Below are 15,184 nucleotides of genomic sequence, written 5' to 3'. Positions count from 1 at the left end.
GCCCCTTAAGGTTCGAGGAGTCGGTAATGAAAGTTCGTGCATCGGTGAAAAAGCTGTGCCGCAACTGCAAGATCATTCGTCGCGAAGGTATCGTGCGCGTGATCTGCAGCGCGGAACCGCGTCACAAGCAGCGCCAAGGCTGAGTGTGATCCGCGCTTCAAACCCAGCAGCTAGTGTGCTGCTGGGTTGATTATTCGTTTCTACAGCGATATTATCTCGCGCCCTATTTCTTGGCTTCCGGGGCGTAGGTAGCTGTCAATTGGAGTCCCACTGAATGGCCCGTATTGCAGGCGTCAACATTCCAGATAACAAGCATACTGTTATCTCGCTGACCTACATCTATGGTGTCGGTCGCACAACTGCACAGAAAATCTGTGCGGATGCTGGTGTAAACCCAGCCGCTAAGATCAAGGATCTGAGCGACGAGCAAATCGAAACCCTGCGTGGCGAAGTCGCGAAGTTCACCACCGAAGGTGACCTGCGCCGTGACATCAACATGAAGATCAAGCGCTTGATGGACCTGGGTTGCTACCGCGGCCTGCGTCATCGTAAAGGTCTGCCGGTTCGCGGTCAGCGCACCAAGACCAACGCACGCACCCGTAAGGGCCCGCGTAAGCCGATCCGCAAGTAATCGCCCAGGAATATAGACATGGCAAAACCTGCTGCTCGTCCTCGTAAAAAAATCAAAAAGACAGTGGTTGATGGCATCGCCCACATCCATGCGTCTTTCAACAACACCATCGTGACCATCACCGACCGTCAGGGCAACGCACTGTCCTGGGCTACTTCCGGTGGTTCGGGTTTCCGTGGTTCGCGCAAATCCACCCCGTTCGCAGCACAGATCGCTGCTGAGCGTGCTGGTCAAGCTGCGCTGGAATACGGTCTGAAGAACCTCGACGTGAACGTCAAGGGTCCAGGTCCGGGTCGTGAGTCCGCCGTTCGTGCACTGAACAGCTGCGGCTACAAGATCGCCAGCATCACCGACGTGACGCCAATCCCGCATAACGGGTGCCGTCCGCCGAAGAAGCGTCGCGTGTAATCAGGAGACAGATAAATGGCACGTTACATTGGTCCAAAATGCAAACTGTCTCGCCGTGAAGGCACTGACCTGTTCCTGAAGAGCGGCGTTCGCGCTCTGGAATCGAAGTGCAACATCGAAGCAGCCCCAGGTATCCACGGCCAGCGCCGTGGCCGTCAGTCCGACTACGGTACCCAGCTGCGCGAGAAACAAAAAGTCCGTCGTATCTACGGTGTTCTGGAGCGTCAGTTCCGCGGTTACTACCAAGCTGCTGCCTCGAAAAAAGGCGCAACCGGTGAGAACCTGCTGCAACTGCTCGAGTGCCGTCTGGATAACGTCGTTTACCGTATGGGCTTCGGCTCGACTCGTTCCGAGTCCCGTCAGCTGGTTTCGCACAAAGCGATCAGCGTCAACGGTAAGACTGTAAACATTCCATCCTACCAAGTTCGTCCGGGTGACGTGGTCTCGGTTCGCGAGAAGTCGCTGAACCAGCTGCGCATTGTTCAAGCCCTTGAACTGTGCGCCCAGCGTGGCCGCGTTGAGTGGGTTGATGTGGATGCTGCTAAAAAGTCGGGCGTTTTCAAGAACGTTCCTGCTCGCAGCGACCTGTCCGCCGACATCAACGAAAACCTGATTGTCGAGCTCTACTCCAAGTAAGGGCTAGAAAATAGGTGCATCCATGCAGATTTCGGTAAATGAGTTTCTGACACCCCGTCACATCGACGTGCAGGTTGTCAGTCCAACCCGCGCCAAGATCACGCTCGAGCCTCTCGAGCGTGGCTTCGGCCATACCCTGGGCAACGCGCTGCGCCGCATCCTGTTGTCCTCCATGCCTGGCTGTGCAGTAGTCGAGGCCGAGATCGATGGCGTACTCCACGAGTACTCCGCGATCGAAGGTGTACAGGAAGACGTCATTGAAATCCTGTTGAACCTGAAAGGCCTGGCTATCAAACTGCACGGTCGTGACGAAGTTACGCTGACCTTGTCGAAAAAGGGTTCGGGGGTGGTTACCGCTGCCGATATTCAGCTGGATCACGATGTCGAGATCGTCAACCCCGATCACGTAATCGCGAACCTGGCGTCCAACGGCGCCCTGAACATGAAGCTCACCGTAGCTCGTGGTCGCGGTTACGAGCCGGCCGACTCCCGTCAGACTGACGAAGACGAAAGCCGCAGCATTGGCCGTCTCCAGCTGGACGCCTCGTTCAGCCCGGTGCGTCGTATCGCCTACGTGGTCGAGAACGCCCGTGTTGAGCAGCGTACCAACCTGGACAAGCTGGTCATCGATCTGGAAACCAACGGTACCCTGGATCCTGAAGAGGCTATCCGTCGTGCCGCGACCATCCTGCAACAGCAGCTGGCCGCGTTCGTCGACCTCAAAGGTGACAGCGAGCCGGTTGTGGTCGAGCAGGAAGACGAGATCGATCCGATCCTGCTGCGCCCGGTTGACGACCTGGAACTGACTGTACGTTCGGCCAACTGCCTCAAGGCGGAGAACATCTACTACATCGGCGACCTGATTCAGCGTACCGAAGTAGAGCTGTTGAAGACTCCTAACCTGGGCAAGAAGTCCCTGACTGAAATCAAGGACGTCCTGGCCTCCCGTGGTCTGTCTCTCGGCATGCGCCTCGACAACTGGCCGCCTGCAAGCCTTAAGAAAGACGACAAGGCGACTGCCTGATCGTCGTAATCACCGAACGTTGTGTTTGGTAAGGAATGAATCATGCGTCATCGTAAAAGTGGACGTCACCTGAGCCGTACCAGCTCTCACCGCAAAGCTATGTTCCAGAACATGGCTGTGTCGCTGATCGAGCACGAGCTGATCAAAACCACCCTGCCGAAAGCCAAGGAACTGCGCCGCGTTGCCGAGCCGCTGATCACCCTGGCCAAGGAAGACAGCGTTGCCAACCGTCGTCTGGCCTTCGACCGTACCCGTTCGAAGTCCGCCGTTGGCAAACTGTTCAACGACCTGGGCAAGCGTTACGCCACCCGTCAGGGCGGCTACCTGCGTATCCTGAAGTGCGGTTTCCGCGCTGGCGACAACGCGCCTATGGCGTACGTCGAGCTGGTTGATCGTCCGGTCGGTGGTGCTGTAGAAGCTGCCGAGTAAGACGTTCTGTCTGCTACAAGAAACCGGGCCTAGGCCCGGTTTTTTGTTGTCTGGTGAATTGTTATTTTCTATTGATATAAGTCACTTAATGAATTTGTCCTTGTAACCTCGCTCGACGATACTCTCCTCAAGCCGATTAGCCGGCAATTCAAGACCGATCAGGAGAGCCCATGAGCAAGATTCTCACTACCGCCAGCGGTGCACCCGTAGCCGACAACCAGAACTCCCGTTCCGCAGGCCCTCGTGGCCCGCTGCTGCTCGACGACTTCCACCTGCTCGAGAAGCTTGCCCACTTCAACCGCGAGAACATCCCGGAGCGTCGCGTGCACGCCAAGGGCTCCGGCGCCTACGGTACCTTCACCGTCACCCGCGATATCACCGAGCTCACCAGTGCCAAGCTGTTCGACAGCATCGGCAAGCAGACCGAAACGTTCCTGCGGTTCTCCACCGTGGGCGGCGAACGCGGCTCTGCGGATACCGAACGCGACCCGCGTGGTTTTGCGGTTAAGTTCTACACCGAGGAAGGCAACTGGGACATTGTTGGCAACAACACTCCCGTGTTCTTCATTCGCGACCCGCTGAAGTTCCCTGACTTCATCCACACCCAGAAGCGCCACCCGCAGACCAACCTGAAGAACGCGCAAATGATGTGGGACTTCTGGTCGCATTCGCCCGAGGCACTGCACCAGGTCACCATCCTGTTCTCCGATCGCGGCATTCCCGATGGCTACCGCCACATGCACGGCTTCGGCAGCCACACCTACAGCCTGATCAACGCCCAGGGCGAGCGGAGCTGGGTCAAATGGCACTTCAAGACCCAGCAAGGCATCAAGAACCTGGCGCCGGCTGATGCCGCCCGTCTGGCCGGGAGCGACCCGGACTACGCCCAGCGTGACCTGTTCGAGGCCATCGAGCGCGGCGATTTCCCGCGTTGGACCGTGTGCATCCAGGTGATGAGCGAGGCCGAGGCGGCCAGCCGTGACGAAAACCCGTTCGATGTAACCAAGACCTGGTCGCAGAAGGACTACCCGTTGATCGAAGTCGGTGTGCTGGAGCTCAACCGCAACCCGCTCAACTACTTCGCCGAGGTCGAGCAGGCGGCGTTCGGGCCCAGCAACATGGTTCCCGGGGTTGGCCTGTCGCCAGACCGCATGCTGCAGGGGCGTGTGTTCGCCTATGCCGATGCGCATCGCTACCGCGTAGGCACCAACCACCAGCAACTGCCGGTCAATGCGCCGCGCAGCCCGGTGAACAGCTATCAGCGCGACGGCTCCATGGCCATCGGCGCATACGGCGGCGCTCCTAACTACGAGCCCAACAGCCATGCAAGCGCGCCGAAGCAATCGCCGCGGCATGCCGAGCCCGCACTGGCCCTGAACGGCTCGGCGGATCGTTACGATCACCGAGAGGACAACGATTACTACAGCCACGCCGGGGCACTGTTCCGTCTGATGAGCGATGAGCAGAAGGCGCTGTTGATCAACAACATCGCCGGGACCATGGCCGGTGTCAGCGACGATGTCATCCAGCGTCAGCTGCAGTACTTCTACAAGGCTGATCCGGCCTACGGCGAAGGGATTGCCAAGGCATTGGGCGTGAATCTCGGCTAAGTCGAAGTGATAAGAAGAACCGCCCTCATTTGGGCGGTTTTTCAATGAATATCACTACTGTTTAGCCGATTTTTTGCTTCTAATTGCGCGTTTTTCAGTGACCGCGAGCAAAACCTGGTTCACACTAGCCCTATTGACGTATTCACACGGAGAAGCAGGGCGATGCAAGGTCACCCGGACGTAATCAACTATCTCGTCACGTTGCTGAAGGGCGAACTGGCAGCACGCGATCAGTACTTCATTCACTCGCGCATGTACGAAGACTGGGGCCTGACCAAGCTCTATGAACGTATCAACCACGAGATGGAAGAAGAGACGCAGCACGCCGATGCCCTGATGCGCCGTATCCTCATGCTCGAAGGCACGCCGGACATGCGCGCCGACGACCTGGAAGTGGGCAGTACCGTGCCGGAGATGATCGAGGCCGACCTCAAGCTCGAGTACAAGGTACGTGCCGCGCTGTGCAAGGGCATCGAGCTGTGCGAACTGCACAAGGACTACATCAGCCGCGACATCCTGCGCGCGCAGCTGGCCGACACCGAAGAAGATCATACCTACTGGCTGGAGAAGCAGCAGGGTCTGATCAAGGCCATCGGCCTGGAGAACTACCTGCAGTCGCAGATGTAAGTTATCCACAGCCCTACGAAAAAGCCCCTGGCGCCGACGGTACCAGGGGCTTTTTCATGTCAGTGACTCCACTCAGGCACGGTCACGCTCCAGCAGTGGCTTGAGGTAGTGGCCGGTGTACGACTGCTTCATCTTGCTCAGCTCTTCTGGCGTGCCACAGGCAATGATCTGGCCGCCTTTGGACCCACCTTCCGGCCCCAAATCCACCAGCCAGTCGGCGGTCTTGATCACATCCAGGTTGTGCTCGATGACCACCACGGTGTTGCCGTGGTCACGCAGGCGGTGCAGCACGTCCAGCAGTTGCTGGATATCGGCGAAGTGCAGGCCGGTGGTCGGCTCGTCGAGGATGTACAGGGTCTTGCCTGTGTCGCGCTTGGACAGCTCGCGGGACAGCTTGACCCGCTGCGCTTCGCCGCCCGACAGCGTGGTCGCCGATTGCCCCAGCTTGATGTACGACAGGCCCACATCCATCAGGGTCTGCAGCTTGCGCGCCAGGGCCGGCACCGCGTCGAAGAACTCGCGGGCATCCTCGATGGTCATTTCCAGCACCTCGTGGATGTTCTTGCCCTTGTACTTGATCTCCAGGGTTTCGCGGTTGTAGCGCTTGCTCTTGCACACGTCGCACGGCACGTAGATGTCCGGCAGGAAGTGCATCTCCACCTTGATCAGGCCGTCGCCCTGGCAGGCCTCGCAGCGCCCACCCTTGACGTTGAACGAGAAGCGCCCTGGGCCGTATCCGCGCGAACGCGATTCCGGCACGCCAGCGAACAGCTCGCGGATCGGCGTGAAGATGCCGGTGTAGGTAGCCGGGTTCGACCGTGGCGTACGGCCGATCGGGCTCTGGTCGATATCGACCACCTTGTCCAGGTGCTGCAGGCCATCGACGCTGGCGTGCGGCGCCGCTTCCAGGCTGCTTGCCCCGTTTAGCGCAGTGGCGGCCAGGGGGAACAGGGTGTTGTTGATCAGCGTCGATTTGCCCGAGCCGGACACACCGGTCACGCAGGTCAGCAGGCCGATCGGCACTTCCAGGTCGACGTTCTGCAGGTTGTTGCCGCGCGCGCCCTTGAGTTTGAGCGACAGCTTCTTGTTGCGCGGGGTGCGCTTGGCCGGCACGACGATCTTCTTGCGTCCGGACAGGTATTTGCCAGTCAGCGAGTCGGGATGCGCCATCACCTCCTCGGGTGAGCCCTCGGCGACGATCTGCCCGCCATGCACGCCAGCGCCCGGGCCGATGTCCACCACGTAGTCGGCCAGGCGGATGGCGTCCTCGTCGTGCTCGACCACGATCACCGTGTTACCCAGGTCGCGCAGGTGGTTGAGCGTTGCCAGCAAGCGGTCGTTATCCCGCTGGTGCAGGCCGATCGAGGGCTCGTCGAGGATGTACATCACGCCCACCAGGCCTGCGCCGATCTGGCTGGCCAGGCGGATACGCTGGGCCTCGCCGCCAGACAGGGTATCGGCGCTGCGGTCCAGGGTCAGGTAGTCGAGGCCGACGTTGACCAGGAACTGCAGACGCTCGCAGATTTCCTTGAGAATCTTCGCCGCGATCTCGCCACGGCGGCCGGTGAGGCTCAGCGCGCCGAAGTAATTGCTGGCTTCGCCGATCGGCAGGTTGGTCACTGCCGGCAGGGTCTTCTCACCCACCCAGACGTGGCGCGCTTCGCGGCGCAGGCGGGTGCCGCGGCAATCAGGGCAGGGCTGGGTGCCGAGGAACTTGGCCAGCTCTTCACGCACGGTGGCCGACTCGGTCTCGCGATAGCGACGCTCAAGGTTCGGCACGATGCCTTCGAACGGGTGCGAGCGCTTGACGATGTCGCCACGGTCGTTGAGGTACTTGAAGTCGACACTCTGCTTGCCACTGCCTTGCAGGATGACCTTCTGATGCTCGGCGGACAGCTCGCCGAACGGTTCCTCCAGGCTGAAGCCGTAATGCGCGGCCAGCGAGCCGAGCATCTGGAAGTAATAGACGTTGCGCCGGTCCCAACCGCGAATCGCGCCTTCGGCCAAGGTCAGCTCGGCGTTGACCAGGCGTTTGGTGTCGAAGAACTGCTTAACCCCCAGGCCATCGCAGGTCGGGCAGGCGCCAGCCGGGTTGTTGAAGGAGAACAGCTTGGGCTCCAGCTCGCTGATCGCATGGCCGCACACCGGGCAGGCGAAGCGCGCCGAGAAGATCACTTCTTCGCCTTCCTCGTCGTCCATCGGCGCCACCAGGGCGATGCCGTCGGCCAGCTTGAGCGCGGTCTCGAAGGACTCGGCCAGGCGCTGCTGCAGGTCGGCGCGGACCTTGAAGCGGTCTACCACCACATCAATGCTGTGTTTCTTCTGTTTGTCGAGCTTGGGCAACTCGTCGAGCTCGTACAGCTTGCCGTTGACCCGGGCGCGTACGAAACCCTGGGCGCGCAGCTCGTCGAACACCGCCAGGTGCTCACCCTTGCGCTCGCGGATCACCGGCGCCAACAGCATCAGCTTGCTGCCTTCGGGCTTTTCCAGCACCAGGTCGACCATCTGGCTGATCGTTTGCGCCTCAAGCGGGATGTCATGGTCCGGGCAGCGTGGGGTGCCGACGCGGGCATAGAGCAGGCGCAGGTAGTCGTAGATCTCGGTGATGGTGCCGACGGTCGAGCGCGGGTTGTGCGAGGTCGACTTCTGCTCGATGGAGATGGCCGGCGACAATCCTTCGATGGTGTCGACGTCGGGTTTTTCCATCATCGACAGGAACTGCCGGGCATAGGCCGACAGCGACTCGACATAGCGGCGCTGGCCTTCGGCGTACAGCGTGTCGAACGCCAGCGAGGACTTGCCGGACCCGGACAGGCCGGTGATCACGATCAGTTTGTCCCGGGGCAGGGTCAGGTCGATGTTCTTCAGGTTGTGGGTACGCGCCCCACGGATCAGGATCTTGTCCACTACGGCCTCGCTCGGCGGGCATAAACAAAGCAGTATACGGCGCGCTGCCAGTACGCGGCAAAGCGTCGCGTATATGCCGTCAAGGCGTCGGACTGATAGAATCGCCGCCGGTTCACACGAGGTTAATCCATGCACGACACCCACAACGAGCGCATGAGTGGCAGCGAAACCCGCGCCGCGAGCGGCCTGGCCCTGGTCTTTGCCTTTCGTATGCTGGGCATGTTCATGGTGCTGCCGGTGCTGGCCACCTACGGCATGGACCTGGCCGGCGCCACGCCTGCACTGATCGGCCTGGCCATCGGCGCCTATGGTCTGACGCAAGCGGTGCTGCAGATTCCGTTCGGGGTGATTTCCGACCGCATCGGTCGCCGACCGGTGATCTATGTGGGGCTGGTGATCTTCGCCCTGGGCAGTGTGCTGGCGGCCCAGGCCGACTCGATCTGGGGGGTTATCGCCGGGCGCATCCTGCAGGGCGCGGGGGCGATTTCCGCAGCGGTCATGGCGCTGTTGTCCGACCTGACCCGCGAACAGCACCGGACCAAGGCCATGGCCATGATCGGCATGAGCATCGGCTTGTCGTTCGCCGTGGCGATGGTGGTCGGCCCGCTGTTGACCCGCGCCTTTGGTTTGTCAGGATTGTTCCTGGCCACGGCAGGACTTGCCCTGGTCGGCATCGCGCTGATCGCCTTCGTCGTGCCCAGCTCGCACAGTGTGCTGAGCCATCGCGAGTCCGGTGTCGCCCGTCAGGCCCTCGGCCCGACCCTGCGCAATCCGGACCTTCTACGCCTGGACATCAGTATTTTCGTGCTGCACGCGATCCTGATGGCCAGCTTTGTGGCGCTGCCGCTGGCCTTCGTCGAGCGCGGCGGGCTGCCCAAGGAGCAGCACTGGTGGGTGTACCTGACCGCGCTGCTGGTTTCATTTTTTGCAATGATCCCCTTCATCATCTACGGGGAAAAGAAGCGCAAGATGAAACGCGTGTTGCTCGGCGCGGTCAGTGTCCTGCTGCTGGTGGAGGTGTTCTTCTGGCAGTGGGCTGACAACTTGCGCGGACTGGTGATCGGCACCGTGGTATTCTTTACTGCATTCAACCTGCTGGAGGCATCCTTGCCTTCGCTGGTCAGCAAGGTGTCGCCTGCCGGCGGCAAGGGCACGGCGATGGGGGTCTACTCCACCAGCCAGTTCCTTGGCGCGGCACTGGGTGGCATCCTCGGTGGCTGGTTGTTCCAGCACGGTGGCTTGAGCATGGTGTTCCTCGGCTGCGCTGGCTTGTGCGCCTTCTGGCTGCTGACGGCGTTGCGCATGAACGAGCCGCCGTACGTGACCAGCCTGCGCATGCCGCTGACGCCGGAAGCGGTCCGGGAAGCCGGGCTGATCGAGCGCCTGATGGCCGTGCCGGGTGTGACCGACGCCGTGGTGGTGGCAGAAGAAGCCGCCATCTATATCAAACTGGATACGAAAATTTTGGACCGTGCGACCCTCGAGTGTCTGGTGAACCCAGCCTCTGCGGCGTGCGAAGCCTAGGAGAACGTTATGGCCCGTGGGGTTAACAAAGTCATTCTGGTCGGTACCTGCGGTCAGGATCCCGAAGTCCGCTACCTGCCCAACGGTAACGCCGTGACCAACCTGAGCCTGGCCACCAGCGAGCAGTGGACCGACAAGCAGTCGGGCCAGAAGGTCGAGCGCACCGAGTGGCACCGTGTCTCGCTGTTCGGCAAGGTCGCCGAAATCGCCGGCGAATACCTGCGCAAGGGTTCGCAGTGCTACATCGAGGGCAAGCTGCAGACCCGCGAGTGGGAAAAGGACGGCATCAAGCGCTACACCACCGAGATCATTGTCGACATCAACGGCACCATGCAGCTGCTCGGCGGTCGTCCGCAGGGCCAGCAGGGCGGTGGCGACCAGTACAACCAGGGTGGTGGCAACAACTACAACCAGGGCGGTCAGCAGCAACAGTACAATCAGGCCCCACGCCAGCAGGCCCAGCGCCCGCAACAAGCGCCGCAGCGCCCCGCGCCGCAACAGCCGGCTCCGCAGCCTGCCGCTGACTTCGACAGCTTCGACGACGATATTCCGTTCTGATCCTTTCCTGTGGGCACTAGGTACCACAGGTGAACGGAGCTGTGACAAGAAACCCGCTTCAGGCATGAAGCGGGTTTCTTTTTGCCAGTCAGTTTTCTTCGAGCGCCGCCTGGGCAAATTGTGCATCAAGCTCTGGTGTTGCTCCGCTGACGCCTATACCGCCGATATGCCTGCCGTTCACATCCATAATTGGCAACCCGCCTTCCAGCAAAGTGAAACCGGGCAGCGAAGCGTAGGGATTGGCTGGCAACCCAGCGCTGCGTTCACCCAGTGAACGGGATGAAAGTGGAAAGCGCGCAGATGTAGCGGCTTTGAGCTGCGCTACCTGGACACTACCGCTGCTGGTGCCGTCCATGCGGTGGAAATGCTTCAGGTTGCCGTGGTTGTCGACGATGCTGATGACGATGGCGAAGCCTTGGGCACGGGCGGCCTGCTCGGCGGCATCGGCCATCGCCCGTGCCCGCTCGGCGGTGATCTGCAGGTGAGCGGCGGGTGGGTTGTGATCACTATTGGCGGTTGCCACTACCATCGGTTGAACAAGCACCGAGATGCCGATCAGGAGATTGCCCAAGAGATATTTCATGTCCATTCCTGTGAGCCTCATCCATGTGTGGCGCGTCAACTTAACAGGCACTGGATATGTCGGGATGTAGTCCATTTCCGTTTGTGATGTGGGCCTGGCGATTTAATGATGCATAGTCGCTCTCAAATGCCTTCGTTGGCTTCAGCGTCCAGGTGTGGCGGAGCTTTTCGTCTCAAGGTTTCCCAAGCATCCACGGCTTGTTCTTCGCTATTAGACTATCCAAACGAATAAGTCTCATGAGTAAGGCTATTTAGTCTTATTAGTTATACTAATAAAGTCACTCGGCTAATGATTTTCGAATTCCTGTGTTTGTGGAATGAATGAAAGTCTGTGCGTAGGGTTTATCCATGCTGCTGGAGTGGGTAGGATTTGAATGTGTCAGTAAGTAACTCATCACGCTAACTCACAAGGAGCATTCACATGACGGATGGTGCTGCCGTTCAAGTACGTGTGGAACATAGTCAGGATATTCTGGATTCAGATCCTTTTGCAGGGCAGGACTTTTTCTGGGAGCAACACCGGTTTGCCAGGGATGGTTACCTTAAGATAAATCACTTGATAGACCCCGGTGTGCGTGATCGTATTTCGGAGGATGTAAGGTATCTGCTTGCTAATTTTTCAAAGCGTCGTGATTTTCTCATCGAGTCAACGGGTAATACTCCGCGCTACTTGAGCAATGTGCCTCAGGAGAGCATCGAGGTTAACGGGCGTTATATTCCGCTGGCGTATAAGTCACGCTACCTCATGAGTCTTATTTCTCACATCGTTAAGGAAGAAATCATTCCCACACCGTGGAAGTGGGACAACTTTATCATCAATAGCCAGCATAAGTCCGGTGACACCCATGGCTGGCACTGGGGCGACTACCCCTACACGATCATCTGGATCGTCGAGGCGCCTGCGCTTGAGGCCGGTGGGCTGCTGGAATGCGTACCGCATACCCACTGGGACAAGCAGAACCCGCGCGTCGAAAACCTGTTGGTCGAGAACAAGGTCGACTCCTACTTCCACATGACCGGCGATGTCTATCTGCTCAAGGCGGATACCACACTGCATCGGGTTAAGCCCCTGACGCAGGATGTCACCCGGATTATTCTGAATACGACCTGGGAGCGGGCAAGGGACAAGGATCGACAAGTCGAACATGAAACGTTCGTTTTCCGTGATTGATCCCCGAGGAATTACGCATGGCCAAGGTCAAGTATTCACATACTAACCTGATCGCCACCGACTGGAAGAAAATTGCCAAGTTTTACATAGATGTATTTGGCTGTGTTCCAGTCGGCCCTGTCCGCCGGCTTTCAGGTCAACCAGTAGCAGACGGAACCGGCCTGCTCGATCCGGAAATAGAAGGTGTTCATCTTCAGTTGCCCGGTCATCCAGAGGGCGGTCCGACGCTGGAGGTTTTTCAATATAGTCGTGTTCGTGAAGCGCCGGAGAAGTTTGCCAATTCGCGTGGGTTCACGCATATCGCATTCGAAGTATCTGACCTGGACGAAGTTTGCGACAAGGTCATTCGTTCCGGTGGCTGGCTGCTCGGAAAGTTGACGCGCCAGCCTGTCGAGGGGGTAGGTGTCTGTACGTTTGTGTATGTACGAGACCCTGACCGGAACATTATCGAGGTCCAAGGATGGGAGGCCGCATGAAGCGCAGACTTGCTCAGTTCGACCTGGTGAAGCCCAGATTTCCCAAGGGTGACACCCGGATGGAAGGGTTCTATGCATCGACCGGCTACGTCAATTGGCTGGCAGAGCAGCATCCGGGTTTTATCTGGCGTGAAACCCAGGAGAACCAACCGTTGCTCGACCGGCTATGGGGCGAAGGCTACCTCTATACGCTTTCGCTCTGGCGAGACGTCCGATCACTCAAGGACTTTCTCTACAACACCCCGCACAAAACATTCATGAAACGCGGATCGGAATGGTTCGAACCCATCTCGCGGCCTCGAGTGGTGCTGTGGTGGGTACCTGAAGGCCATATCCCGGATTTGCACGAGGCGCACACCCGGCTCACACGGCTCTATGATGTCGGACCGTCACATGACGCGTTCGACCTGCGCTCCAGTGAACTCCCAACCGTCCTGTATTGAGGAGGGACAGATGACTCAATTGGCACGTGATACGCAACAGCAACTGGCCGACTATTACCGTTGTTTTCTGGGTGATCCGGCACAGCTCGTCAATGCGCAGAAGTCGGTCAGGCTGTCCCGCAACCTGGTGGAGTGTCTGGAGGATCAATGGAATACGGCCGAGGAGCGCCTGGTTGACTTGCGCGAGTTACCGAGCACCCGGGAGGCCTTCCTGCCCTGGTACCTGATGTGCGAGAAGAAGATAAACGAAGATATCCGCTTCTTCGTGGACTTCATGCGGCACCATGCCAGTGTCGAGCAGGTGGCCTACTACATCTGCATGGAGGAAATGGTCGATGGCTCGTTCGATGACCTGATGGCGGTTGCGCAATTGGGCATGCCGATCCACTGCAAGATGGTCGCAGGCGAGAACTACTGGGATGAAATGGGCAATGGTGATTTCGCTGGCGTGCATACCACGATGTTCCGCACGTCCTCCAGCTACATGCGCGATCTGCTGGGCGAGGCCGGCATCAGTGTGGAGGTTCCCCCGCTCGAGTGCCTGATGAATGGCAACATCCTGCTGATGTGGGCAGTGCGACGCGAGTACAACATGCGCCTGATCGGCGCCATGGGGCTGGTGGAGGGTTCGGCGCCGGTACGCTTCGGCGCGACAACGGCGGCAATGGAGCGTCTGGGCCTGCCCAGGGACGTGATTGCCTACCACAAGGCCCACATCAGCATCGATACACGGCATAGCGCCGCCTGGTACGAAACGGTCCTGCAACATTACGCGGCTGGTGGTGAGGATGTGGTGCGAGAGCTCTCGTTGGGCGTGATGATCCGCTACAACGTCGCGCTGCGCTATTACCACTACATGTATCAGGCCATGCGGAGTCTGCAATGAACACACGAGCGCAAACGGTAGTGGTCATCGATCCGATCAGTTCCGGGCGGCGATACGGTGAGGACATTCGTCGCAAGGGCTATCACGCGCTGGCGCTGGTAACCCGGGAGCGCTTCCCCGGGCGGTTGCAGAAGCTGCATGGGGTGGATGGCTTCGATGAGGTGTTGCACGCCGAGGGGCTGGAGCAAGCCAAGGTGAAACTGGCAGGAAGGACGGTGCTGGCGGTCATTCCCGGTTCTGACTCGGCATTGCTCATCGCCGATCGGTTGGCGGCCCATCTTGGCGTGGCGGGAAATCCGGTGGCAACGCACCTGGCCCGGATGAACAAGTTGGAAATGAAGAATCGGCTGAAGGATGAGGGCGTTCCTTCCATGCCGGCCTTTCGATTGTCCATGGACGAGCTCGCCCAGGGACACGACCCTGGCATTGCTTTCCCCGTCGTGGTCAAGCCCAGCCAAGGCACGGGGGCGAGGCATGTGAAGATCTGCCAGTCCAGAAGCGATATGTATAAGGCGCTGGCCGCCATCGAGAGCAATGAAGAGCCCTGTGCCCAGGAGGAAAAGCATGCGCTGGTGGAAGCTTATGTGGAAGGTCCTGAGTTCTTTATTGTCACGGCGAACCTCGGGGCGGCGCGAGGCCGGCAGATTCTCTGTTTCGCCGAGTACGAAAAAATCCGCGTCGGCGACCACCCTAGCGTCTATCGCAACATTCGATCCATTTCGCCCGTAGGTGACAAGGCTCGTCAGGCGTTTGCCTATATCTCTCGGGTCAACTCGGCCATCGAGGCCGATATCGGCATCAACGACATCGAGTTCAAGATCAATGCCGATGGACATTTCATCATCGAGCAGAATGGCCGGTTGCCGGGGGCGAATGTACCCACCCTGATAGAGCTGTGCACGGGGCTCAATTGCTATGACCTGAACATCGATATCTACCTTGGTAATGCGCCGCAGGCGTTACCTGTTCCGCACTACGACAAACACTTCTGTATTTGCTGCCTGATCTGCGAAGCGGGCGGCACGGTCACGGGGATCGAAGGTGTGGAGCAAGTCGAGGGGCTCGAGTCGTTCCATGAGTTTGGTTTTCTTGTCAGCGAGGGCGAGGTGATCGAGGGGACACGGGATTTCCTGTCGACCTGGGGGTTCGTCTACCTCATCCACCAGGATCCCGCAGTTCTGCGCAGGCATGCCGAGATCGTCCATGAGCGCCTGAGGCTGGTGCTCGCGTAAGCGGTGGGTGCCCGCTCATGGGCACCCGTCGGCAGGAATT

The 15,184-nt window shown here is 59.3% G+C and carries 17 protein-coding genes; 15 read left to right on the top strand and 2 right to left on the bottom strand.

All coding sequences use genetic code 11. From position 1 onward, the window contains the following. Positions 1-26 precede the first annotated feature (26 nt). The 8 genes from rpmJ (at position 27) to bfr (ending at position 5,365) form a co-directional block, all read left to right on the top strand. Positions 27-143, top strand: a complete 117-nt coding sequence (rpmJ, locus tag LOY42_RS24075) for a 50S ribosomal protein L36 (RefSeq protein WP_011531897.1) — start codon at positions 27-29, stop codon at positions 141-143. 131 nt (positions 144-274) lie between these two features. Further along, positions 275-631 (top strand): 30S ribosomal protein S13, encoded by a 357-nt coding sequence (rpsM, locus tag LOY42_RS24070; RefSeq protein WP_003255457.1) that lies wholly within the window; start codon positions 275-277, stop codon positions 629-631. An 18-nt stretch (positions 632-649) separates the two neighbouring features. After that, a complete protein-coding gene (gene rpsK / locus LOY42_RS24065) occupies positions 650-1,039 on the top strand; it encodes a 30S ribosomal protein S11 (protein ID WP_012270237.1) in 390 nt (129 codons plus the stop codon). A gap of 15 nt (positions 1,040-1,054) precedes the next feature. Beyond that, positions 1,055-1,675: a 30S ribosomal protein S4 gene (rpsD, locus tag LOY42_RS24060; RefSeq protein WP_023629185.1), complete on the top strand. Its 621-nt coding sequence runs from the start codon at positions 1,055-1,057 to the stop codon at positions 1,673-1,675. Between the two features lie 22 nt (positions 1,676-1,697). After that, on the top strand, positions 1,698-2,699 hold the full coding sequence (locus LOY42_RS24055; protein WP_003255452.1) for a DNA-directed RNA polymerase subunit alpha: 1,002 nt from the start codon (positions 1,698-1,700) through the stop codon (positions 2,697-2,699). Positions 2,700-2,741: 42 nt separating this feature from the next. Further along, positions 2,742-3,128, top strand: a complete 387-nt coding sequence (gene rplQ / locus LOY42_RS24050; protein ID WP_003255451.1) for a 50S ribosomal protein L17 — start codon at positions 2,742-2,744, stop codon at positions 3,126-3,128. A 170-nt stretch (positions 3,129-3,298) separates the two neighbouring features. Then, entirely contained in the window at positions 3,299-4,738 is a 1,440-nt protein-coding gene (locus LOY42_RS24045) for a catalase (protein ID WP_139668117.1), read from the top strand. A gap of 162 nt (positions 4,739-4,900) precedes the next feature. Beyond that, entirely contained in the window at positions 4,901-5,365 is a 465-nt protein-coding gene (gene bfr / locus LOY42_RS24040; protein WP_028690240.1) for a bacterioferritin, read from the top strand. 72 nt (positions 5,366-5,437) lie between these two features. On the opposite strand, the gene uvrA is transcribed toward bfr, so the two are convergent. Then, positions 5,438-8,272, bottom strand: a complete 2,835-nt coding sequence (gene uvrA, locus LOY42_RS24035; RefSeq protein ID WP_046857340.1) for an excinuclease ABC subunit UvrA — start codon at positions 8,270-8,272, stop codon at positions 5,438-5,440. Between the two features lie 129 nt (positions 8,273-8,401). On the opposite strand from uvrA, the gene LOY42_RS24030 reads away from it, so the two are divergent. Beyond that, entirely contained in the window at positions 8,402-9,796 is a 1,395-nt protein-coding gene (locus LOY42_RS24030) for an MFS transporter (protein ID WP_258599564.1), read from the top strand. Positions 9,797-9,805: 9 nt separating this feature from the next. Continuing rightward, positions 9,806-10,354 carry a single-stranded DNA-binding protein gene (locus LOY42_RS24025; RefSeq protein ID WP_023629920.1) on the top strand — a complete coding sequence of 183 codons (549 nt, stop codon included), beginning with the start codon at positions 9,806-9,808 and terminating at the stop codon, positions 10,352-10,354. Between the two features lie 88 nt (positions 10,355-10,442). Here LOY42_RS24025 and LOY42_RS24020 read toward each other — a convergent pair whose 3' ends face one another. After that, the gene (locus LOY42_RS24020; RefSeq protein ID WP_256659220.1) at positions 10,443-10,937 is read right to left on the bottom strand and encodes a heme-binding protein; all 495 of its coding nucleotides are present in this window, start codon (positions 10,935-10,937) and stop codon (positions 10,443-10,445) included. A 420-nt stretch (positions 10,938-11,357) separates the two neighbouring features. Between LOY42_RS24020 and LOY42_RS24015 the strand changes: the two genes are divergently transcribed. Genes LOY42_RS24015 through LOY42_RS23995 form a run of 5 tightly spaced genes read left to right on the top strand, consistent with a single transcriptional unit; the run spans position 11,358 to position 15,144 of the window. Further along, the gene (locus LOY42_RS24015; RefSeq protein ID WP_258599563.1) at positions 11,358-12,107 is read left to right on the top strand and encodes an ArpA protein; all 750 of its coding nucleotides are present in this window, start codon (positions 11,358-11,360) and stop codon (positions 12,105-12,107) included. Positions 12,108-12,124: 17 nt separating this feature from the next. Further along, the gene (locus LOY42_RS24010) at positions 12,125-12,583 is read left to right on the top strand and encodes a VOC family protein (protein WP_139668123.1); all 459 of its coding nucleotides are present in this window, start codon (positions 12,125-12,127) and stop codon (positions 12,581-12,583) included. Next, positions 12,580-13,026 carry a DUF3291 domain-containing protein gene (locus LOY42_RS24005; RefSeq protein ID WP_139668125.1) on the top strand — a complete coding sequence of 149 codons (447 nt, stop codon included), beginning with the start codon at positions 12,580-12,582 and terminating at the stop codon, positions 13,024-13,026. Before LOY42_RS24010 ends, LOY42_RS24005 begins: the two co-directional genes overlap by 4 nt. 10 nt (positions 13,027-13,036) lie before the next feature. Further along, positions 13,037-13,912: an iron-containing redox enzyme family protein gene (locus LOY42_RS24000; RefSeq protein WP_177485976.1), complete on the top strand. Its 876-nt coding sequence runs from the start codon at positions 13,037-13,039 to the stop codon at positions 13,910-13,912. Next, positions 13,909-15,144, top strand: coding sequence for an ATP-grasp domain-containing protein (locus tag LOY42_RS23995; protein WP_258599562.1), 1,236 nt, complete (start codon positions 13,909-13,911; stop codon positions 15,142-15,144). Before LOY42_RS24000 ends, LOY42_RS23995 begins: the two co-directional genes overlap by 4 nt. Positions 15,145-15,184 lie beyond the last annotated feature (40 nt).

Origin of the sequence: Pseudomonas sp. B21-023 (assembly GCF_024749165.1) — a bacterium.
Taxonomy (GTDB): Bacteria; Pseudomonadota; Gammaproteobacteria; order Pseudomonadales; family Pseudomonadaceae; genus Aquipseudomonas.
This window is presented reverse-complemented; position numbering and strand designations above follow the sequence as displayed.